The sequence below is a fragment of the Achromobacter sp. 1011811831 genome (assembly GCF_059760905.1).
In genome coordinates, this window is sequence record NZ_JCBANG010000006.1 from 1 (window position 1) to 20,886 (window position 20,886).

Here is a 20,886-nt window from a genome sequence, read left to right on the forward strand (position 1 = left end):
GGCCGTGGCGGGCGCGCAGGTCGTGGTGGCGGCGCAGCTCGAAGAGGCGGGGGGTGCGGCAGCCGGTGCTGCGGCAGCCGGTGCTGCGGCCGGGGCCACGCCCTGTTCGGCCAGCGCGCGCTCGATGGCGGAGGCGTCCTCGCCGTCGGCCAGCAGCACGCCCAGCACGGTGTTCACCGGCACCGACGCGGCGCCGGCGGCCACGACGATGCGGCCGAGCACGCCGGCGTGTTCGGCGTTGATCTCGACGATGGCCTTCTCGGTCTCGATTTCGGCCAGCGCGTCGCCGACGGCGACCGTGTCGCCTTCCTGCTTGAGCCACTGGTGCAGATTGCCGCCCGAGGTGTCGGCGGCCACGGAGGGAAGCTTGATGAGGTATGCCACGTTGATGTCCTATTCAGCGGCGGCGGCCGTGTCGGGCTGGAGGTCGGGTCGATAGGCGGCGGGGTCTTCGTACTCCACCAGCTCCAGCACATTGCCTTCGGGATCGCGGAAGAACGCCAGCCAGGTGCCGGGGCGCACTTCCATCGGCGCGGGCGCGCTGTCGAACGTCACGCCCTGCGCTTGCAGCTGGCGCACCACGCCGGGCAGGTCGCGCACGATGAAGGTGAGATAGGTGGCGCCCTGGCGGTCCAGGATGGCGCCGGCGGCCGGGCGCGGCTGGGGCGCCACGGCGGGCTGCAGCAGCTTGACGCGCTCGCCGTAGCTGGTCTGCAGCCGCGCCACGTCGTAGCCGGCCGAGGTCAGGCCGGTGGCGGCCGCCTTGTCGGCGGGCACGCTCACGCGGTTGACCAGCGCCAGCCCCAGCACGCCGGTGTAGAAGGCCAGCATCCTGTCCAGGTCTGCGCAGCAGATGCCGACTTCCATCGGCACCGTCATGCGCAGGCGGGCCTGTTCGGGCGCGTTCATGCCTGCTCTCCCAGGTCGGCCAGCACGTCGGCCAGGCCGGCCATGACTTCCTCGGTGTCGGCGAAGGCGGCGCGTTCCAGCACCTTGGAGATGCTGGGCGAGGCCTCGCCGCCCGTGACGCGCTTGACGGGCTGGTCCAGCCAGTCGAACCAGCGGCGCTGGATCTCGTCGGCCAGCATGGCGCCGTAGGACGTGCCGCGCGCGCCCTGTTCGACGATCAGCACGTTGTTGGTCTTCTTGATGCTCTCGCCGATGGTGTCCCAGTCCAGGCTGGCGCGGTCCAGCGTGCGCAGGTCGATGATCTCGGCGTCGACGCCGGCGGCCTCGGCGGCCTTGAGCGCGCGGCTGACCATGGACAGGTAGGTCAGGATGGTGACCTTGCCGCCCTGGCGGCGCACCTGCGCCTTGCCGAAGGGGATGGCATAGTCCAGGTCGCCCGTGGGCACCTCGCCCGACGAACCGTACAGGTCCACGTGCTCGATCACCAGCACTGGATCCTTGGACGCCAGCGCGGTGTTCATCAGGCCGACGTAGTCGTAGGGCGAGGACGGCGCCACGATGCGCCAGCCGGGCGCGGTGGCGAAGATGCCGGCCGGGTCCATCGAGTGCTGCGAGCCGTAGCCCGTGCCCATCGCGACCTTGGTGCGCAGCACGAAGGGCACGTCGATGTCGCCGCCGAACATGTGGCGGGCCTTGCCGATCTGGTTGAAGACCTGGTCGGCCGCGACCCACATGAAGTCGGGGTACATGAACTCGACGATCGGACGGTAGCGGCCGTCCATGGCCAGGCCGCCGCCCAGGCCGGCGAAGGCGTTCTCGGAGATCGGGGTGCCCAGCACGCGGTCCGGATACTTGTCCTTCAGGCCGCGCGTGGCGCCGTTGGTGCCGCCCTTCAGGCGGTGCACGTCCTCGCCCAGCACCACCACGCCGGGATCGGTTTCCATGCGGCGGTCCAGCACGTCGGCGATGGCGTCGACGAACTTGCGCTCGACGCGCTCGCCGGCGTGTTCCGAGGCTTCCTGGTAGCGCAGGCCGGCCAGTTCCGAGCCGTCGCTGCGCAGGCCCACGTCGCGGAAGTCAGGGCTGGGCCACAGGTCGGCGCGCACGCGGCGCTTGCCGCCGTCGGCGGCCTCGGTCAGGCGGCCGGCCACGTCCTTCATCACGTCCTTGCAGCGCTGGCGCAGCGCGTCGACTTCCGCCTGGGTGATGAGCTTGCGGCCGATCATCTCGGCGGCGACCTTGTCCAGCGGGTCGCGGCGGCGCCATTGCGCTTCCTCGTCCTTGCTGCGGTAGCCGAAGGCGCTGCCGGGGAAGGGGCCGTTCTGGTGGAAGTAGCGGTACACGTCCACTTCGATGATGGTCGGGCCCTTGCCGGCGCGCATGTGCGCCACGGCTTCCGACATGGCCAGGTACACGGCCAGCGGGTCCATGCCGTCCACCTGCCACGACGGGATGTTGAAGGCCAGGCCGCGCGCCGACAGGCGCGGTTCGGCGGTGGATTCCTCGACCGTGGTCGAGACCGCGTAGCGGTTGTTCTCGATGAAGAAGCACAGCGGCGTTTTCCAGGCCGCGGTCAGGTTCATGGTTTCCAGCACCGAGCCGATGTTGACCGCGCCGTCGCCGAAGTAGGTCACGGCCACGCGGTCGGTGCCGGCGTGCTTGTGCGCCCAGCCCGCGCCGGCGGCCAGCGGCACGCCGCCGCCGACGATGGCGTTGGTGCCCAGCGCGCCGGCCTCGAGCCAGCGCAGGTGCATGGAGCCGCCACGGCCGCGGCAATAGCCTTGCGCCAGGCCCATGATCTCGGCCAGCGTGCGTTGCAGCACTTCGTCGACGGCGGCGTTGATCGGGTTGCGCAGGTCCAGCCCTTGCGGCGCGACGTGTTGCAGCGCCTTGGCCAGGAACTGGTGGTGGCCGCGGTGCGAGCCGTTGATCTGGTCGCCGGCGCCCAGCGCCAGCACCGAGCCGACCGCGCCGCCTTCCTGGCCCACGGACGAGTGCGCCGGGCCGTGCACCAGGCCTTCGGCGGCCAGTTCCAGCACCGCTTCCTCGAAGGCGCGGATCCAGTGCAGCTGCGTCAGCATGTTGGACAGCAGCGCCGGATCGGCCTGTTGCCAGTCCTTGGCGTCGACCGTCAGTTGGCGCCAGGGCGCTTGCGGCGCAAGCGGGTGATGGGTGGCCATGAGTGAATCTCCAGAAATGTCGGGCGTGAAGAGTTTTAGAGGTAGCTGTAGCGGCTCCAGCCGCCGTCTGCCACCAGGGTGTGTCCGGTGATGTAGGCGGCCTGGCGCGAGGCCAGGAACACCGCCAGGTCGGCCATTTCGGCCGGCTGCGCCAGGCGCCGCAGCGGCGTGCGCTGCTTCAGTCGTTCGGGGTCGAGGCGGCCGCGCGCGGCCAGGTCGCGCACCAGGTCGGTCTCGACGTAGCCGGGCGCCAGCGCGTTCACGCGCACGCCCAGCGGGCCCCATTCCACGGCCAGCGTCTCGGTCAGCAGCACCACCGCGCCCTTGGTGGCGCAGTAGGCGGCGCGGTCGGGCGCGGCCACCACGCCGTACATGGAGGCCAGGTTGATGATGCAGCCGGCGCCGGCCGGCACCATGCGGCGGCCGGCGGCCTGGGCGCACAGGAACACGCCGGTCAGGTTGATGTCCACGGCGCGGCGCCATTCCTCGGCGCTGACTTCCAGCGTGGGCTTGTTGGCCGAGATGCCGGCGTTGTTGACCAGCACGTCGATGCGGCTCCAGGCCTGCTCGACCTGGGCGAAGGCGCGCTCGACCGCGTCGGCGTCGGTGACCGAGGCCTGGCAGGCCAGGGCCTCGCCGCCCTCGGCCTGCAGGCCGGCGACGGCGACGGCCAGCGCGGCCTCGTCCATGTCCAGCAGGGCCACGCGCGCGCCCTGGCGCACGAAGGCCTGGGCGGCGGCGTAGCCGATGCCCTTGGCGCCGCCGGTGATGACGACGGTCTGGCCGCGCAGGTCGGCGTACACGGTGTCGGGAGTCTGTTGCAAGATGATTGCCTATGATGGTTGTGGGCGGCGGCTCAGACCGCCAGCCATTCCTGGACCACGTCCTGGCGCTGCTGCAGCTCGGCGGGCGGTCCTTCGAAAACGATGCGGCCGTGGCCCATCACGCTGACGCGGGTGGAGACCTTCAGCGCGATGGTCAGCTTCTGCTCGACCAGCACCACCGACACGCCGCGCTGGTGGATGTCGCGGATCACGTCGGCGATCACTTCCACGATCTTGGGCGCCAGGCCCTCGGTCGGCTCGTCGATCAGCATGACCTTGGGATTGCCCAGCAGCGAGCGGCACATGGTCAGCATCTGCTGCTCGCCGCCCGACAGGTTGCCGGCGCGGGTGCCGCGCCGTTCCTTCAGGCGCGGGAAGTAGTCGAACATCTGCTCGACGGTCCAGAACGGCGCGTCGGCGCGGCGCGGCTGCTCGCCCATGCGCAGGTTTTCGTCCACCGTCAGGTTGGCGAAGACCTCGCGTTCCTCGGGCACGAAACCCAGGCCCGCGCGGGCGATCTCGAAGGGGCGCTTGTTGGTGATGTCGCGCCCTTCGATGCTGATCTGCCCGCCGGTCACGTCCACCAGGCCCATGATGCTTTTCATGGTGGTGGAGCGGCCGGCGCCGTTGCGGCCCAGCAGGCTGATGACTTCGCCTCGGCCGATGGCCAGGTCGATGCCATGCAGGATATGGCTCTTGCCGTAGTGGGCGTGCACGCCCCGCAGGCTGAGCAGTTCCCCGGTTTGCGCGCTCATCGCGTCGTCCTTCGCGCTGCGCGCGTTGTTGTTCCCCTTGGAGGCGGCGGCGGGATGGGTGGCGTGCTGGCTCATACGGCTTCCTCCCCGAGATAGGCCTCGCGCACGCGGGCGTCGCCACGGATCTCGGCGGGCGTGCCGGTGGCCAGGATCTCGCCATACACCAGCACGCTGATGCGGTCGGCCAGCGAGAACACCACCTGCATGTCGTGCTCGACGATCAGCAGCGTGCAGTCGCGCGTCACGTCCTTGATCAGCTCGACCGTGTAGTCCACTTCATGCTGGGACATGCCGGCCATGGGCTCGTCGAGCAGGATCACGCGCGGCCGCGAGGCCAGCGTCATGCCGATTTCCAGCGAGCGCTGTTCCGAATAGTTCAGGTCGCCGGCCGCCACGTGCTGGCGCGGCGCCAGTCGCACCTTTTCCAGCAGGCGGTCCACGTCTTCGTTGACGGCGCGGTTGCGCGCGACGGGACGCCAGAAGGTGTAGACCAGGCCGTGCATGCGCAGCACCGCCAGCCGCAGGTTCTCGCGCACCGACAGGCGCGGGAACACATTGGTGATCTGGAACGAGCGCGCCAGGCCCAGGCGGTTGATGCGCTCGGGCGCCAGGCCGCCGATGGCGCGCGATTGCAGGCTGATGTCGCCGGACGTCGGCGCGAACGAGCCCGACATCAGGTGAAACAGCGTGGACTTGCCGGCGCCGTTGGGACCGATGACCGCGTGGCGTTCGCCGGCGCGCACCGCCAGGTTCACGCCGCGGATGATCTGCGCGTCGCCGAAGGACTTGCGCAGGTCGGTGAGAGTGAGGATGTCGTGGTTCATTGCGCCGTCTCCAGGGCGGGGGCGGCCGAGTCGCCGTCGCGCCACAGCGCCAGCGCCCAGCGGCAGGCCACGAGGCCCGCGGCCAGCAGCGCCAGCGGAATCAGCCAAGTCGACAGCGCCAGCGGCGCCCATTCGCGGCCGAACAGGGAAATGGCCGGCCAGCCGGCGTCGGGGTTCAGGGCCAGCAGCGAGCGGTAGTCGCGGGCGAACATGCGTTGCAGCAGTTCCACCGTGAAGACCGTGCCGGCCGTCAGCAGCAGGCCGCCTGCCGTCGATACGGCGGCGCGCGGCAGCCAGTCGGCCAGGCCGCGCTCGCGCAGCGAGCGGGCGGCGCGCTGCACCAGGCCGACCAGGCCGTCCGGCACGAACAGCATCACCAGCACGAACAGGATGCCCTGGTACAGCAGCCACGAGCGGGTGATGTCGGCCAGCGTCTGCGACAGGAAGGTCAGGATGGACGCGCCCAGCACCGGACCCAGGAAGGCGTTGACGCCGCCGATGTAGGCGAACAGCACCGCGTCGGTGGACAGCTTGACCTCGAACAACACGTAGTTGCCGGCCTCGATGTTGAGCGCCTGCAGGCCGCCGGCGATGCCGGCGAACATGGCGGACAGCGCGAACACCAGCGTCTTGAGCGTGTGCGGACGGTAGCCCAGGTAGCGCAGGCGGTGCGCGTTCTCGCGCAGGCCCAGCGTGAGCCGTCCCAGCGGCGTGCGGGTCAGGCCGTACAGCGCCGCCAGCGACACCAGCACCCAGGCCAGCACCAGGAAATAGACCTCGATGTCCGAGCCGAACGAGAAACCCCAGGCCGGCATGCGCATGGCCGACAGGCCGGCCTCGCCACCGAACACACCCTTCAGGTGTGGCGCCAGCGCGTGCAGCAGCTCGGCCAGGGCCAGCGTGATCATCGAGAAATACACGCCCGACCGCATGGTGGCGAACCAGCCCGCGACCAGCCCGAACAGCAGGCCGGCCACGCCGCCGACCAGCGGCATCAGCGGCGTGGGCAGCAGCCCGGCGCCGCCCAGCGCGTTCATGGCATGGATGGTGGCGAAGGTGCCGACGCCGAAGTAGGCGGCGTGGCCGAAGGACAGCATGCCGCCCTGGCCGGCCAGCAGGTTGAAGGCGCAGGCGAACAGCGCCGCGATCAGCATCTGCACCGCGGCCACCAGCTGGCCCGGGGGCAGCAGCCAGGGCAGCGCGCACAGCGCGGCCACGCACAGGATCAGCAGCAGCGCGCCCGAGGCGCGGCGAGCATGGGTTGTCGATTGGCTCATGCCTGTTCTCCCTTCAGGCCCGAAGGCTTGACCAGCAGCACCACCAGCATCAGCAGGAAGGGCAGGGTCGCCGCCAGGCTGGATATCTTCACCGTCATCAATCCGCCCATGCTCTCGGCCCACTCACCGGCGCCGAACAGGCCGAACAGCGTGGCCAGGCTGGCGTCGATGCCGACCGAGAAAGAGCTGATCAGGCCGATCAGCAGCGAGGCGATCATGGCGCCGCCGAGCGAACCCAGTCCGCCCACGACCACCACCACGAACACCAGCACGCCCAGTTCCAGCGCCATGTTGGGGTTGGTGGTGTAGAAGGCGCCGGCCACCGCGCCGGCCAGGCCGGCCATGGCCGCGCCCACGCCGAACACGCTCATGAACACCAGCGGCACGTTGTGGCCCAGCGCCTCGGCCATGCGCGGGCGGTAGATGGCCGAGCGCACCACGATGCCGACGCGGGTGCGAGACAGCAGCAGGTAGATCGCCGCGAACATGGCCAGCGACACGCCGCCCATCAGCAGGCGGTAGAAGGGGTAGTCGGCGTCGAACACGCGGAAGGCCGCGAAGTTCAGGAACTGCGGCACGCGGTAGTCGACCGGAAAGTCGCCGTAGAAGAGCTTGACCAGCTCGGCCACGATGAAGGCCAGGCCGAAGGTGACCAGCAATTCCTGCGCGTGGCCGAACTTGTGCACGCGGCGCAGGAAGTAGCGCTCCACCGCCATGCCCAGCGCGCCCGAGATCACGGTGGCCAGCGCCAGCGCGGCCCAGAAGCCCGTGACCGGGGTCAAGGTATAGGCGGCATAGGCGCCTATCATGTAGAACGAGGCGTGCGCGAAGTTCAGCACGCCCATCATCCCGAAAATCAGTGTCAGGCCTGCCGACACCATGAACAGCAGCAGGCCGTAAATCACGCCGTTCAACAGCGAGACGGTAAAGTATTCCATGTCCGCTCCATAAATCCTGCGCGCGGGCGCGATGCGCCGCGCGATCCATCGCGCCCTGTCGTGGCCGGCCCCGCGCCGGCGGGCGTTGTTTCCTGCGGGTGATCGGACGGGCCGCGAGCGCGGCCCGCCCCCAGCCGCATCAGTTCGGGCGGACCATCTTGCAAGTGGACTGCACCGGCGCCGACACGTCGGCGGCGCTTAGCACCTTGACCGGCTCGAAGCCCATGTCGGTGTCGTCGGCCTTGTACTTGGCGTTCTTGCCGACCTTGGACACCACCATCGGCAGTTGCACCTGGTGGTCCTCGGCGCGCATGGTGTAAGTGCCCAGCGACGAGGTGTAGGTGACCTTCTCCAGCGCCTTGGCCAGTTCCGGCACCGACAGCTTGCCGTCCTGCGGCTTGACCTGCTTGAGCGCCTCGCCCAGGAAGGTGACGCCGATCACGGTCTGCGGCTCGGTGTAGCTGGGGTAGTGGCCGGTCTTGGCCTTGTAGTCCTCGGCGAACCTGGCGCCTTCCTCGCCGGCGGCCTCGATGTTGTACGGGTGGGCGATGTAGTGGCCCAGCGCGACTTCGCCAGCGTTGGCCAGATTGCCCACCTGGTCCAGGAACACGGTGGCGAAGCGCACCTTCAGGCCGGCGGCCTGGGTGGCCTTCATCAGCAGCAGCAGGTCGTTGGACCAGTTGCCGGTGATGACGGTGTCGGGATTGGCCGAGCGGATGCGCGCGACATAGGGCGCGAAGTCCTGGATCTTGTTGACCTCGTGCAGGGTCTTGCCGACCACTTCATAGCCGTACTGCTTGGCGAAGCGCTCGGTGGCGCCTTCCATGTCCTGGCCCCAGGAATAGTTCTGGTTGATGGCGTAGACGCGCTTGCCCAGCGTGCCGTCGGCCGACATGACCGAGGTCAGCGCCTTGACGCGCAGGTCGGCGTTGGTGGCGAAGCGGAAATGGTAGAAGTGGCACTTCTGGCCGGTCAGTTCCAGCGCCTCGCCGCCCACGTTCAGGAACAGCACTTCCTTGCCGGGATTGCGCAGGTTGTGCTTGCGCACGTCTTCGGTCAGCTGGCCGGAAATGGCGGACGAGGAACCCTGCACCAGGATCTGCACGCCTTCGGCGGCGGCCGCGCGGAAGCGGTCGGACGCGCCCACCGGGCCGCCCTGGTTGTCGAACTCGACCAGTTCCAGCGGCTGGCCGTTCCAGCCGCCGGCGGCGTTGATGCGGTCCAGCTGGTACTTGACCGCGGCGCGGAAGATCAGGCCGGTCGAGGCCTGCGGGCCGGACAGCGTCTCGATCAGGCCGATCTTGACGGGCGCGGCCTGCGCCGAGGCGGCGATGCCGGCCAGGCACAGCAGGCCGGTGGTGAAAGCCAATTTCATGCGTGTCTCCTCCGTGGAACGGGAGTGTGGTGAATCCGTGGATCAAGCGAGCGCGCTGGCGGGGCGGACCCTAGCGCGACTCCGGTATGCCCAGGTAGCGGGCAATCTCGGCGATCTGTCCTTCCAGCATGTGCAGGCCGGCGTGCGTGCGCAGGCCGCGCGCGGCGGCGGCGCGCAGCAGCGGCGTGTCGACGCGGCTCATCACGGCGTCGGCCACGACCGCGCCGGCGGGCAGCGCATCAAGGGGGAAGGGCAGGGGATCGGTGTCGGACAGGCCCAGCGAAGTGGCGTTGACGGCGATCTCGCAATCGGCGCCGGGCGCGGCGTCGGCCAGGCGGATGTCCAGCGCGGGGTAGGCGGCCGACAGGCGCGCGGCGAACTCGCGGGCGCGTTCGGGGGAGCGGTTGTACAGATCCAGGCGGGCCGGGCCGGCGTCGGCCAGGGCACAGGCGATGGCCTTGCCCGCGCCGCCCAGGCCGGCCAGGTAGACGCGGCGGCCGGCGGGTTCATGGCCCTGGGCGCGCAGGCCGGCCACGAAGCCCAGCCCGTCGAAATTGCCGCCGGCCAGCTTGCCGTCGCGCAGGCGGATCGCGTTGACGGCGCCGATCAGGCGCGCGGCCGGCGTGATCTCGTCGCACAGGACGGCGGCCTGTTCCTTGTGGGGCACGGTGACGACCAGCCCGCCCAGGTTGCGCAAGCCGCGCAGGCCGGCGAACAGCGCCGGCAGGCCGTCGGGCGAGACGTGGAACGGGACCATGACGCCATCGGCGCCGCGCTCGCGCAGCAGGGCGTTGAGCCGCTGCGGCGTCTTGACGTGTGCGATCGGGTCCGCCGCGATCGCGTATACGGTTGTGCTGCCGGTGATTTCCACCTGATTGTCCCCTGCCTGTCCTGCGGCTTGGCGCCGTGTTTTCTGATCCGCTTGCCTGTTCGCGCCAAGTGATTTACGCTTTCAGGCAAGTTGTCAGGCAACTTTATTAAGTTGTCCGATAAATCATAGGGCAAGCGTTTTTGCCGTGTCAAGCAGACGGAGACAAGATGATTTCATTCGAACGGCAGGTGATCGCCATCACGGGCGCGGGCAACGGCATCGGGCTGGCTACCGCCAGGCTGATGGCCGCGCACGGCGCGCGCCTGGCATTGACCGACATCGATGGCGCGCGCCTGGCGCAGGTGGCGGCCGAGCTGGATCCCGGTGGTGAGCGCGTGCGCGCCTACGCGCTGGACGTGTCGTCCTCGGCCGACTGTGACCGGGCGCTGGCCCAGGCCGCTCAGGACTTCGGCGGGCTGGACCACTTGGTGCACTGCGCCGGCATCTATCCGGAAAGCCTGGTGCGCGACACCACCGACCAGGGCTGGAAGAAGCTGATGGGCGTGAACCTGGACGGCACCTTCTACGTCTGCCGCGCCGCCGAGCGCCACCTGCGCGAGAACGGCTCCATCGTGCTGCTGACCTCGCTGGCGGCCCAGCGCGGCAGCTACGCGCACGCCGCCTATTCGGCGTCCAAGGGCGCGGTGCAGAGCTTCACCCGCAGCCTGGCGCTGGAGCTGGCGCCCAAGGTGCGCGTGAACGCGGTCGCGCCCGGCATCATCGCCACCTCCATGACCAACGACCTGATCGGCCAGAAGGGTGACCAGCTGCTGGCCAGCACGCCGCTGCGCCGTTTCGGCTCGGCCGAGGAAATCGCCGGCCCGATCGCCTTCCTGTGCTCGCCGCTGGCGGCCTTCGTGACCGGTGAGGTCATGCAGGTGAACGGGGGCATCTATATCGCGTAAAGTGCAGTGCGGCGGCGCCCGGCATACCGGCAAACCCTATACTTTTCGCAGGCGTCCGCCGCAACAGAACGTCGAGACATTCCTATAAGCCCAAGGCGGCCGCCCCGCGAGCCGCCGAATCTTCACGTTTCCCTATGCAGCCCAGTCAAGATCAGGATTCCGCGCGCGCCGCGCCCCGCAGTTCGCTGTCCGCGTCAGTGGCCGACGCCCTGGCCGAACAGATCCGCCAGGGCGCGCTCGCGCCCGGCGACCGCCTGCCCACCGAGAAGCAGCTGACCGAAATCTACGCCGTCAGCCGCGCCGTGGTGCGCGAGGCCCTGGCCCGCCTGAAGTCCGAGGGCCTGGTCACCTCGCAGCAAGGCAGCGGCGTGTTCGTGGACCCCAACTTCCAGAAGAACGCCTTCCGCATCGCCGCGCCCGCGCCGGGCGACAGCCAGGAGCTGGAACACATCCTGGAACTGATGCTGTCCATCGAGGTGACGGCGGCGCGCTACGCCGCGCAGCGCCGTGGCGACCAGGACCTGAAGAAGATGAAGCAGGCGCTGGTCGGCATGGAATACGCGCTGGTCAACGACAAGCTGGGCGACGAAGAGGACTACCAGTTCCACCTCGCCATCGTGCAGGCCACCCACAACCCGCACCTGGTGGCGCTGAACGACTACCTGGAAGCCAACGTGCGCCGCGTGATCCGCAGCGCGCGCAACAACACCGCGCGCATGTACACCGAGCGCATGGCGGCGGTGCAGAGCGAACACCAGGCGATCTTCGCGGCCATCGAGGCGGGGGATCCCGACGCGGCTGGCCGCGCGGCGGAACAGCATCTGCGCAATGCGGCGGATCGGCTGCGGCTGTTCCAGGCGGAGCGTCCGGCGCCGGTTTGAGGTATTGCCTGGGCTGCGCTTGCTTGCAAGCTGATTTCACCATGCGCGGCCGGGCTAGTGCCATGTGCCGAGTCCGCTTCGAGTGTATTCGTGGCGGACTCCCCTTATCCCGAATCGGATTCCGGCCTAGGTGTTGAGCCCGCGTTCCTGACCGAGATCTGTGATGCGGCTGCGAATGATGCGGGCCAGGTGCGAAGAGTCACCTTGGTAGGCTTCGATCGAAGCCTGGATCATTTCTGCCTGTTCTATGCCCGTCCAGTTCAGGGCATATCCAGCGTCGCGCGCGAGTTGGCTGATGAACTCGCGGATCGACCGGCCATTGCCTTCCCTGAAAGGATGCAGGACGTTGAATTCGCCTAGATAGTGTCCTGCGCGCTGGCAGAACATGTCGATGTCGAGGCCCCTCAAGTACTTTTCGCGTTGCAGCGGCCGAGTGATTTCGGGCGCGTAGCTCTCTATCTGCTGAAAACTCGCGAAGCGCGTATTGCCTTTCGATATGTCGACGGTCCTGATTTGGCCGGCCCAGTCATAGAGGTCGCCAAACAGCCGTTTGTGGATTGCTTGCAGATGGGCCAGGTCGAACACTCCCTGGATGGGAGTTCGCGCCACTTCATAGGACCGCAGGAACGTGAGGGAGGCCTCGACCCTCTGGAGGATGGCATCGTCGGCAATGCCCAGACGATTCTTCAATACGCCTGATTTCTGATCGACGTAAGGATCATGCGCGTTTGCCGGGTACTTGACCATATCCTGGACAGCGCTGGCGGTAGAAAAATGCCGGTCTACCGGACCGGCATCTGCTGGAACTCACCGGCGGTGATCCGCGTTTGCAGGCGTTCCAGTACGGTGTCGAAAGTCAGTTCGCCTTTCACGACCAAGGCCAGTTCCGCAACCGTGCGCGCATCAGGCTCCAGACCTTCCAGGCGCTGGCTTGCCAGGGCGTTGTCGAATGCGCGCTGGCGCTCCCGCAGCGAAAATTCGTTCGAGTCCGGCATGGGCGGCCTCCGTAAATCCGATCACTCGATTTTACCGCAGTAGCCCTACGCGAAGATCTGCTCCATCTCCCGCCGGAAGCGCAAGGCCGTGGACTGCTCGTCGTATTCCACATCGCGCCAGCGTATCGGCTGCGACTGGCGCACGGCGTGCTTGAGCTTGACCTGGTGCGACAGGCCCAGCGGCAGGTAGCCTTCCTCGACCGAATCGCGCGCCGGCATCAGCCGGCCATAAACCGTGTAGCCGCCTTCGCCGTCCAGCGCCTGTCCGGCGGGCAGGTCGCGCTTGGCGGTGGCCACCACGTCGCCATGCCAGCCGGCCGGCGCGCCGGTGGGTTCGCGGCGCAGGCCGACGCTGGCCACGCTGACGCCCAGTTCCAGGCCCAGCAGGTGATGGGGCTTGTACATGGCGGTGTAGTTGCCGCCGGGATCGGTGACCAGTCCGTATTCCTTGAAGCAGCGGCGCACGTAGTCGCTGTCGGCCGCCAGCGTCACGTACACGCCCCAGCGCAGGTCGCGGAATACCGGCCGGCCGTCGCGCTCCAGCGACGACACCACTTCCACCTGCCCGCGATGGTGCAGGATGCCGCCGTCCTCGCGCGGCCGCAGCACGCGCGCCAGGTCGTCCACGCCGCAGGGCGGGAAGTGCAGGCCGGACGGCGAGGGCTGCAGGCCGGTGGCGTTGGACACGGCGGCCATCTCGATGGCGCTCTTGGTGCCGTCCAGGAAGCTGTTGAACATCTGCGCGTTGAAATCGCCGGCGGCGACCATTTCAGCGGTGAAACCGTAGTACGGCCAGACCGTGTCGGGCGTGGAGGTATGGAATTCGGGCAGGTACTTGGTGCCCTTGCCGGCGGCCATGACCTCGAAGCCGCAGGCGCGCGCCCAGTCGACCATTTCGCAGATCAGCGCGGGCTGGTCGCCGTAGGCCAGCGAATAGACGATGCCGGCCTCGCGCGCGCGGCGCGCCAGCAGCGGCCCGGCCAGCGCGTCGGCCTCGACGTTGACCATGATGATGTGCTTGCCGTGTTGGCAGCACGCCAGCACGTGCTCGACGCCGGCGGCCGCCTGGCCGGTCGCGTCGACCACGATCTCGACGTCGGGGCTGGCGATGACGGCATCGGTGTCGTCGGTGAAATAGACCTTGCCGTTCTTGAGCGCGTCGGCGGTGCTCTCGGCGTTGAGCGCGGCCGCCGGCCAGCCCACCCGGGTCAGCGCGGCGCGCGCCCGTCCCGGCGACAGGTCGGCCACCGCCACCAGGCGCAGGCCGGGCGTGCGCGCGGCCTGGCTCATGAACATGGAACCGAACTTGCCGGCGCCCAGCAGCGCGACGCGCAGCGGCTTCTTGTCGGCTTCCCGCTGCTTGAGCAGGCGATGCAGATTCATGGAAACGCTCCTGTACAGGGCATGTCGCCGTACAGGATAGATCCAAACCATGTCAGCTGGATAGCGCCCCCGCTCGCACCATCCTGGTTCGGTTCAGAACCTGCCGCTGATGCCCACGGTGACGCCGAAGTCGGTTTCCCGGGTGGCGGTGCGTCCGACGTAGGGCGTGATGTTGATGCGGAACTTGGGGTTCAGCGCATAGGACGCGGTGGAGGACAGGCGTGCGCGGGTGCGTGTGAAATCCGAATCCATGTTGAGCTTGCCGATGTGCTCGGCCGTGGCGATGACGCGGGGGCCGTGGCCGGAAAGATCCTGTTCGAGTTCCGCGTTGAGCGACCAGGTCAGCTTGGGCGACAAGGGCTTTGCATAGGTGGCGCCGACATAGGCGGTGGTCAGGCGGTAGGATGCGTCGGCATAGGTGAAGGGGAAGGCTGCATTGTCCTCGGTATAGCCGGCCATGCGCAGGTCGCTGCGGCGCAGGCCGCCGTAGTAGCTCACGGAGGCGGCCCGGTTCAGGGCGTGGGTGCGGCCCAATTCGAGCGAGGCTTCCCAGCCCTTGATGCGGCTGTTGCCGGATCCTGCTTCGGTGTGGTTCATGACTGTGCGGGTGCGTTCGATACCGTGCGTATTGGCGGCGACAGCGCCGCGCAAGTACCAGCTGCCGCCGGGGGTGCCGCCGCGCCATTGGGCATGCAGGCCGCCGCCCAGGTTGCCGCCCTTGCGGTTCAGGCTGCCGGGCAGGGCTTGTCCGACGGAGGTGGCCAGGGAGACGCCTGCGGAGAAGTGCTCGGTGAAGGCGTGCCCGAACGAGACGCCGGAAAGCGTGTGGGCGTCCGAGCCGGCCTTGCCCAGGTCGGTCATGAGGGAATAGCAGGACGTGCCAGGGGTGGACGCATCGCAGCCGCGCCGCAGGCGGTCCAGGGCCAGGCGCTGGGTTTCAAAGGCGGAGAAGGTGTCGTTGGCCAGGCTGCCGACGGTCTGGATGGTGTTGTCCACATCGACCATGACGATGCCGTCGTCATCCTCGCCGGGATCGGGATCGGGATTGGGGTCGGGATTGGGGCCGGGATCGGGATTCGGATCGGGATCAGGATCGGGATCAGGATTCGGCGTTGGCGCGGGAAGCTTCCACAGGACGGCATGCATATCGCCGCCGGGGACCAGAGATGACCCGACGACGACGGTTCCGTCGGCCGAGATGGCATTGGCCTGGCTGTAGTTGCTTCCCAGGGTTCCCAGGGCCGTGGGCGTGGTGGCGCCGTTGATCCAGGCCACAGCGTAGTTCCAGAAACTGGGGGCGGATGACGAACCGATGATGACCGCGCCATTGGCGGAAACGGCGGTGGCGGTCGACGAGTCGTATGGGTGGAGGGATCCCAGATCCGTTGGAGTGGTCGCGCCATGGCTCCATGACACCGCATGCGTGAGCTCCGGGTGGGCGCCGAGATTGGCGTTGCCGACAATCACCGAGCCATCGGCGGACACGGCCTTGGCGATGGAGTCCGTGCCGCCCTCGAGCGTGCCCAGGTTGGTGGGGGAGGTCGCGCCGTTGGTCCAGGAGACGGCCTGCCGGTTGAACGCTTCGGCGTCCCCGGACCAGCCCACGATGACGGAGCCATTGGCGGAAATGCCGGTCACGCCGGAAGCAGACTGGCCTTCGCTTACGCCCAGGTCGGTCGCGGTGGTGGAGCCGTTGGTCCAGGTGACGGCGTGTTGTTGGTAGGAACCGCTGAAGGAGGATCCCGCAATCACCGAGCCGTCAGCGGAGACGAACCCGGCGGTGGAGCTCGAATCGCCGGGAAGCGCCTGGAGTTGCGTGGCCATGGTCGAGCCATTGCTCCACAAGAGCGCCTGGTTGCGGTACGACTGCATATTTCCCGCCCATCCGGACGCGGTTCCGATGATCACCGAGCCGTCGGCGGAAATCCCGGTCGCTTGCGAGGTGAACTTGTCGAGGTCGTGGTGCAGTTGGATCGCCGTGTAGGTGGGGCCGTTGATCCAGGCGGTCGCAACTCTGGAGCCCGACGGTAGCGCGCCGTATCCCGCGATGATGCCACCATCGGCGGACACCGCCGCGGCATGGGTGTGCCGGTTGCCATGCGCCTCCAGGACCGTCGGGTTGGCCAAGCCATTGGTCCAGACGAGGGCGCTGGTCGAGCACCCGTTCGATCCCGGCGCGGTGGCGATACAGCTAAGTCCCAAAATCGTGTTGCCATCGTTGGAGATGAGCGTGGCATCCGTACCCCAGAAGTTCTCGCCCTGCGGATCCAGATCGTGCGGCGTGACTTCTTTTGCGGGATTGCGAGGCATGGTCGGGGGAGCGTCTTGTCCGGCGTATGCCGAGGGGAGCAGCAGGAAGCCGATCAGTAGCGAGAGCTGGCGCGGGCGGAAAGGACGACCTTCCATTTGAATCACCTACTTGTCTGTGCATGAACTTCCCTGGCGCGCCAGCGGCGGGCGCGGTCTGGCGCGGGCAATGCCGCCGCCGCGAGGTTCCCGTGCGCGTCATGCCGGCTCGCAGGGGAAAGGGGGAGTCTTAAGACTAAGTAGAAGTAATCAGAGGTTTAATAAGAAAAATCTCAAACCATGGATTTTTAATTATTTATTTACTATTTTTGTCAATTGGAATTTTCCATAACAAACCGACGTTCGCTGCCTTGAGGCGATCGCGCGTCGCCGCGCCCGCGGGGCGTGCCTGTGCCGGGCATGTGGCGGGCGAAAAAAAATGCCGGCCCGCGGGCCGGCATTGGGTGGCGTTTCACGGCGGCGGTTCACGCCCGGCCTTGACGCAGATCGATGCATGTCGTCATGCGGGTCCGTTTGCGGGACCGCGCGCTAGGCGTCCGCCGCGTATAGCTCGCCCGCCAGCACGTTGCGCCAGTTGCTCCAGGTGATGCGGGGGCGGTCGGTCACTTCGCGGTTGTAGGGCGCGTCGAACAGGATGTGTTTCCAGCGCGGCTTGACCGCGCCCAGGATGCGAGGCTTGTCGTCGATCAGCAGGTTGCCGTGGACCAGGGTCTTGTCCTTGGTCAGGATCAGCCGGTTGGTGGCGTCGCGGCCCAGGTGCTTTTCCACCCACAGGTATTTCTCCGCCACGCAGTTCTCGAATTGCGACAGCGGCGAGGTGCAGATGCGCACGTCCATGCCCAGCGCCAGCAGTTCCTTGACGGCATCGAGCGCGCCGGGCACGGGCGGCAGGCTGCGGATGAAGCCGGGCGCGGTGTAGATGGCTTCGGCCTTGGCGCGCAACTCGGGCGCGTAGTCCTCGCGGATGTAGAAGGACTTGCGGTCGTCGAAGGCCACCGGCGCGATATCGGGATGGCGGGCGCGCCAGGCGTCGATGAAGGCGTGTTCGAAGTCGGCGAGCACGCCGTCTTGGTCGAGCAGGATGATCATGGGGATCCCGGGTCGTTGCGACCCGCAGATTGTGCCAGAGCGCTCAGGCGGCGGGCTGAGGGTGGGGCTGTGGGCGGGATTGGGCGACGACGCGGTAGCGGCTGCCATCCTGCCTGGATTCAGAGGCGACGAGCACCATGCGGTCGTAGTGCCAGGTCAGCGGTTCGGGGGCTGCTTCCGGGGCCTTGGCGGGGTCGATGTCGCGCAGCAGGGTGACGTGGGGACGGAACGGTTGCGCGGGCGCTTGAACGCCGTAGCCGGACAGCCATAGCCACAGGCCGTCGTGGATGGCTTGCAGGTCGTCGGGGGTGCGGGAGGGGCCGGCCCAGAGGATGCGCTGGCGGTTGAAGACGCCGTACTGGTCGAGCGTGAGGGCGCCGGGTTCAAGGCGATGCACGGGCGTGGCGTCGATCAGTTCCTCGGCGGTTTCCATGTCGATGTTGCCGAGGAAGGCGAGCGTCAGGTGCAAGGTCTCGGTGCGCATGATCCGCCCGCCGGTGGCGGGCCGGGCCTGCCCGGCCCAGCCGGCCAGGGTATTGGCGAGGGCGGCGTCGGGCCAGAGGGCGTAGAAGAGGCGCATGGTGGACATGCGCCGATTGTAAGCGTCGGTCGATGCGGTCGTCGGGGTGCGTTGTTACCTTGATGGGGGTCGGACAGTTCTGAATCGATAGCTATATGACGAGTTTATGACAGCTGTTTGTAAGGTATTCGGAATCGTCTGATGCTGGGCGCGCGGCGGGGTTGATGTAATGCCTTCGAATTGCAGCGCGCCACGGGCGGTGCGCCGAATTTACCTTCCACACCACCGGATAGAACCCGAGCCCTCTCATGAAGAAGACCCTCCTGAGCAGTTCCCTTGCGTGCGTTGTTTGCGCGTTTTCCGCGACGTCGTTCGCCAACACCGGCGCCGCGGCCGCGGCCACAACCACAACCCCGGCCGCCCCGGCCGCTCCCACCTATTCCACGGGCCAGGTGCAGGGCAAACTTGGCGTCGAACTGACGATCGGCAAGGGCTGCGAAGTCGTCAACGGCACGACGACCGCCAATAACTTCGGCACCCTGAGCTTCGGCGAAGTCTCCGCCCTGACCTCCGCGATCGACGGGCAGGCCAGGGGCACCGGGGGAGCGGTCATCAAGCTCAATTGCACCTCGGGCGTGGATTACCGCGTATCGCTGGACAACGGGCGCAACGTGGATGGCGATACCCGCCGCATGGCCATGACCGGCGCGCAGGGCGTCGAGTACGTGCCCTACGTCCTGTACCAGGATGCCGCCCGTCAGAAGGCCTGGGACAGCAAGAACCCCTACCTTGGCAATGGCAGCGGCGGCGAGGCCGAGATGGTGGTCTACGGCCGCATTCCCGCCATGGCGAAAACGCCTGGATCGGGCAAGTACTCCGATGTCGTCACGATGACCGTCAGCTGGTAAACCGTCACCCCGCGCGGGGCTGGCGCATCGACGCCGGCCCCCGGAAGCCATCATGCCTAGCCGCTTTCTCTTTTCCCTGTTGTGCGTCGCAGCCATCGCGCCGGCGGGCGCGCAGAGTTTTTCGCATTCTGGTAGCGCGACCTTGGGCGTGCGCGCCGTGGTCGCCAATCTCTGCTCGGCCGGCGCCTTGGCGCCGGGCGGCGCGCCGGACGCCTTCGGCAAAGTCGACTTTGGTTCGTACTCCAGCCTCTCCCACGGCGTGAAAACGACGAGCGGCGCGGGCGCATCGGGCATCCGCGTGCAATGCGCGGCGGGCGTGCCCTATCGCGTGGTGCTGGGCGCGGGCCAGAACGATGCGGGTTCGCAGCGCCAGTTGAAAGGTCCGACCGGCGCGCTGGTCCGCTACGCGCTGTACAGCGACGCCGCCATGAGCGTGCCCTGGACTGCGGTGGCGCCGGTGGCGCGGTCCGGCACCGGGACCGAGGAAACGATACCCGTCTACGCGGCGATCGATCGTCAGTCGACCCCGGTTAACGGCGTGTACAGCGATACGGTCAAGGTGACGATTCAATGGTAGTCGCGCGGCGGTGGCCAGTGCGCGGCGTGTTATCGACGCTGCTTGCCTGCGTGTTGAGTCATGCGGGAGGGGCGGGCGCCGAGACGGTGACCCAGCGGTTGACGGTGCGGGCCGAGATTACTGCCGGCTGCTGGTTCGGGGCATTGGGTTCGGCGCAGCTAGGCCAATCATTGGGCGTTATCGATTTCGGTACGGTGCAAAAGCTCGACAAGGATATGACGACCGTATCCTCGGTCGGCGCGGGCAGCGTCGTGATGACCTGCACGCCCGGCACCGATTTCCGGGTGGATATCAACGACGGCCAGAACGCGGGCGCGTCGGCATCCGGGCGCAAGTTGAAGCACGCCACCAGCGGCAATGTCCTCAAGTATGAGCTGTACCGCGACAGCAGCCACAGCCTGCGCTGGGGCGCGAACAGCGAAGGCATGCGGATGACGGCGCCCGGCGGGCGCATCGAGCTGCCGGTCTACGCCAAATTGCAAAGCGCCGCCACACAGCCCTCGCCGGGCGTCTACACCGACGAATTGATCGTCACTGTCTACTACTGATCCTCCTTCCCATGAAATCCCTAGTCCGCTCCGCCGGCGCGCTGCTTGCGCTGTGCCTGTCCAGCGCCGCGCCCGCCGCGACCTCCATTCTGGTCTGGCCGATTGATCCGGTCATCGAACATGACGAATCCGGCGCCGCGATCTGGCTGGAGAACAATGGACAGTCTGCCTCCCGGATCCAGATCCGCGCATTGCGCTGGAGCCAGGCCAATGGCACGGACGAGCTGGCGCCGCAGGACCACATCGTGGTCAGTCCGCCCGCGGCCGAGATCAAGCCGGGCCAGCGCCAGCTGCTGCGCCTGATCCGCACCGTCGTGGTCCAGGCCGGCAAGGAAGATGCCTATCGCATCCTCATCGACGAGATTCCCAGCGACGGCGCGGCGCGGACTGTGGGCGAAGGCCAGGACGGCGCGGCGGCGCCCCAACCCGCCAACCAGGGCGGCGCCGGCCTGGCTTTCCAGCTGCGCTATTCCGTGCCGCTCTTTGTCAGCGGGCAGGGCGCATGGACGCGCGAGGATGCGCGCAAGCATCCGGACGCGAAAGCCGCCCAGCCGGAACTGAGTTATTCCATCCAGGGCAAGCAGGGCCAGCGCCAGCTGGTGGTGCGCAACACCGGCGCGGTGCATGCGCGCCTGTCCCATGTCAGCTATGCGCTGGGCGGCCGCGAAGTCTGGTCCGTGCCTGGGCTGCTCGGCTATGTGTTGCCGGGCGCCGAAATGCGTTTCGACGCGCCGGCCGCCGTCCAGGCCGGCGGCACCTTGAAGGCCAATATCAACAGCGACCGCGAATCGCGGACGATCCCGGGGCGTTGAAGCGGCCG

Annotated in this window: 22 protein-coding genes; 6 read left to right on the forward strand and 16 right to left on the reverse strand. The window is 67.9% G+C overall.

Features of this window, described 5'->3' with window-relative positions; all coding sequences use genetic code 11:
• The 10 genes from AC6LJ9_RS03850 to AC6LJ9_RS03895 all read right to left on the reverse strand — a co-directional run.
• Positions 1–384: biotin/lipoyl-containing protein (locus AC6LJ9_RS03850; RefSeq protein WP_498146491.1), on the reverse strand; the 384-nt coding region annotated here is incomplete at its 3' end.
• A gap of 9 nt (positions 385–393) precedes the next feature.
• Entirely contained in the window at positions 394–909 is a 516-nt protein-coding gene (locus AC6LJ9_RS03855) for a VOC family protein (protein ID WP_498146492.1), read from the reverse strand.
• Positions 906–3,089: an alpha-ketoacid dehydrogenase subunit alpha/beta gene (locus AC6LJ9_RS03860; RefSeq protein ID WP_498146493.1), complete on the reverse strand. Its 2,184-nt coding sequence runs from the start codon at positions 3,087–3,089 to the stop codon at positions 906–908. The genes AC6LJ9_RS03855 and AC6LJ9_RS03860 overlap by 4 nt, the downstream gene beginning before the upstream one ends.
• Positions 3,090–3,124: 35 nt before the next feature.
• On the reverse strand, positions 3,125–3,913 hold the full coding sequence (locus tag AC6LJ9_RS03865) for an SDR family NAD(P)-dependent oxidoreductase (RefSeq protein ID WP_498146494.1): 789 nt from the start codon (positions 3,911–3,913) through the stop codon (positions 3,125–3,127).
• A gap of 32 nt (positions 3,914–3,945) precedes the next feature.
• Positions 3,946–4,668 (reverse strand): ABC transporter ATP-binding protein, encoded by a 723-nt coding sequence (locus AC6LJ9_RS03870; RefSeq protein ID WP_498146582.1) that lies wholly within the window; start codon positions 4,666–4,668, stop codon positions 3,946–3,948.
• A gap of 71 nt (positions 4,669–4,739) precedes the next feature.
• Positions 4,740–5,492: an ABC transporter ATP-binding protein gene (locus tag AC6LJ9_RS03875; protein ID WP_498146495.1), complete on the reverse strand. Its 753-nt coding sequence runs from the start codon at positions 5,490–5,492 to the stop codon at positions 4,740–4,742.
• The gene (locus tag AC6LJ9_RS03880) at positions 5,489–6,769 is read right to left on the reverse strand and encodes a branched-chain amino acid ABC transporter permease (RefSeq protein ID WP_498146496.1); all 1,281 of its coding nucleotides are present in this window, start codon (positions 6,767–6,769) and stop codon (positions 5,489–5,491) included. Before AC6LJ9_RS03880 ends, AC6LJ9_RS03875 begins: the two co-directional genes overlap by 4 nt.
• Positions 6,766–7,707 (reverse strand): branched-chain amino acid ABC transporter permease, encoded by a 942-nt coding sequence (locus AC6LJ9_RS03885; RefSeq protein ID WP_498146497.1) that lies wholly within the window; start codon positions 7,705–7,707, stop codon positions 6,766–6,768. Before AC6LJ9_RS03885 ends, AC6LJ9_RS03880 begins: the two co-directional genes overlap by 4 nt.
• 139 nt (positions 7,708–7,846) lie before the next feature.
• Entirely contained in the window at positions 7,847–9,082 is a 1,236-nt protein-coding gene (locus AC6LJ9_RS03890; RefSeq protein ID WP_498146498.1) for a branched-chain amino acid ABC transporter substrate-binding protein, read from the reverse strand.
• A 70-nt stretch (positions 9,083–9,152) separates the two neighbouring features.
• Complete coding sequence (locus AC6LJ9_RS03895; protein ID WP_498146499.1) at positions 9,153–9,953, reverse strand: shikimate dehydrogenase family protein; 801 nt, start codon at positions 9,951–9,953, stop codon at positions 9,153–9,155.
• Between the two features lie 167 nt (positions 9,954–10,120).
• Between AC6LJ9_RS03895 and AC6LJ9_RS03900 the strand changes: the two genes are divergently transcribed.
• Positions 10,121–10,858 carry an SDR family NAD(P)-dependent oxidoreductase gene (locus AC6LJ9_RS03900; protein WP_498146500.1) on the forward strand — a complete coding sequence of 246 codons (738 nt, stop codon included), beginning with the start codon at positions 10,121–10,123 and terminating at the stop codon, positions 10,856–10,858.
• Positions 10,859–10,992: 134 nt separating this feature from the next.
• Complete coding sequence (locus AC6LJ9_RS03905; protein ID WP_103271286.1) at positions 10,993–11,739, forward strand: FadR/GntR family transcriptional regulator; 747 nt, start codon at positions 10,993–10,995, stop codon at positions 11,737–11,739.
• Positions 11,740–11,865: 126 nt separating this feature from the next.
• On the opposite strand, the gene AC6LJ9_RS03910 is transcribed toward AC6LJ9_RS03905, so the two are convergent.
• The 6 genes from AC6LJ9_RS03910 to thpR all read right to left on the reverse strand — a co-directional run bounded on the left by AC6LJ9_RS03910 (position 11,866) and on the right by thpR (position 18,102).
• Complete coding sequence (locus tag AC6LJ9_RS03910; protein ID WP_498146501.1) at positions 11,866–12,486, reverse strand: Fic/DOC family protein; 621 nt, start codon at positions 12,484–12,486, stop codon at positions 11,866–11,868.
• A gap of 35 nt (positions 12,487–12,521) precedes the next feature.
• Positions 12,522–12,734 carry an antitoxin VbhA family protein gene (locus tag AC6LJ9_RS03915; RefSeq protein WP_498141874.1) on the reverse strand — a complete coding sequence of 71 codons (213 nt, stop codon included), beginning with the start codon at positions 12,732–12,734 and terminating at the stop codon, positions 12,522–12,524.
• Between the two features lie 45 nt (positions 12,735–12,779).
• On the reverse strand, positions 12,780–14,117 hold the full coding sequence (locus AC6LJ9_RS03920) for an NAD(P)H-dependent oxidoreductase (protein WP_212319283.1): 1,338 nt from the start codon (positions 14,115–14,117) through the stop codon (positions 12,780–12,782).
• A 93-nt stretch (positions 14,118–14,210) separates the two neighbouring features.
• A complete protein-coding gene (locus AC6LJ9_RS03925) occupies positions 14,211–16,523 on the reverse strand; it encodes an autotransporter domain-containing protein (protein ID WP_498146502.1) in 2,313 nt (770 codons plus the stop codon).
• 429 nt (positions 16,524–16,952) lie between these two features.
• The gene (locus tag AC6LJ9_RS03930) at positions 16,953–17,513 is read right to left on the reverse strand and encodes a 5'-3'-deoxyribonucleotidase (protein ID WP_498146503.1); all 561 of its coding nucleotides are present in this window, start codon (positions 17,511–17,513) and stop codon (positions 16,953–16,955) included.
• A 43-nt stretch (positions 17,514–17,556) separates the two neighbouring features.
• The gene (gene thpR, locus AC6LJ9_RS03935; protein ID WP_498146504.1) at positions 17,557–18,102 is read right to left on the reverse strand and encodes an RNA 2',3'-cyclic phosphodiesterase; all 546 of its coding nucleotides are present in this window, start codon (positions 18,100–18,102) and stop codon (positions 17,557–17,559) included.
• Between the two features lie 239 nt (positions 18,103–18,341).
• On the opposite strand from thpR, the gene AC6LJ9_RS03940 reads away from it, so the two are divergent.
• Genes AC6LJ9_RS03940 through AC6LJ9_RS03955 form a run of 4 tightly spaced genes read left to right on the forward strand, consistent with a single transcriptional unit; the run spans position 18,342 to position 20,878 of the window.
• Positions 18,342–18,941, forward strand: coding sequence for a Csu type fimbrial protein (locus AC6LJ9_RS03940; RefSeq protein WP_498146505.1), 600 nt, complete (start codon positions 18,342–18,344; stop codon positions 18,939–18,941).
• Positions 18,942–18,993: 52 nt separating this feature from the next.
• Entirely contained in the window at positions 18,994–19,518 is a 525-nt protein-coding gene (locus AC6LJ9_RS03945) for a Csu type fimbrial protein (protein ID WP_498146506.1), read from the forward strand.
• On the forward strand, positions 19,512–20,066 hold the full coding sequence (locus tag AC6LJ9_RS03950) for a Csu type fimbrial protein (protein ID WP_498146507.1): 555 nt from the start codon (positions 19,512–19,514) through the stop codon (positions 20,064–20,066). Before AC6LJ9_RS03945 ends, AC6LJ9_RS03950 begins: the two co-directional genes overlap by 7 nt.
• 11 nt (positions 20,067–20,077) lie before the next feature.
• Positions 20,078–20,878, forward strand: coding sequence for a fimbrial biogenesis chaperone (locus tag AC6LJ9_RS03955; RefSeq protein WP_498146508.1), 801 nt, complete (start codon positions 20,078–20,080; stop codon positions 20,876–20,878).
• The last annotated feature ends 8 nt before the right edge of the window (positions 20,879–20,886 follow it).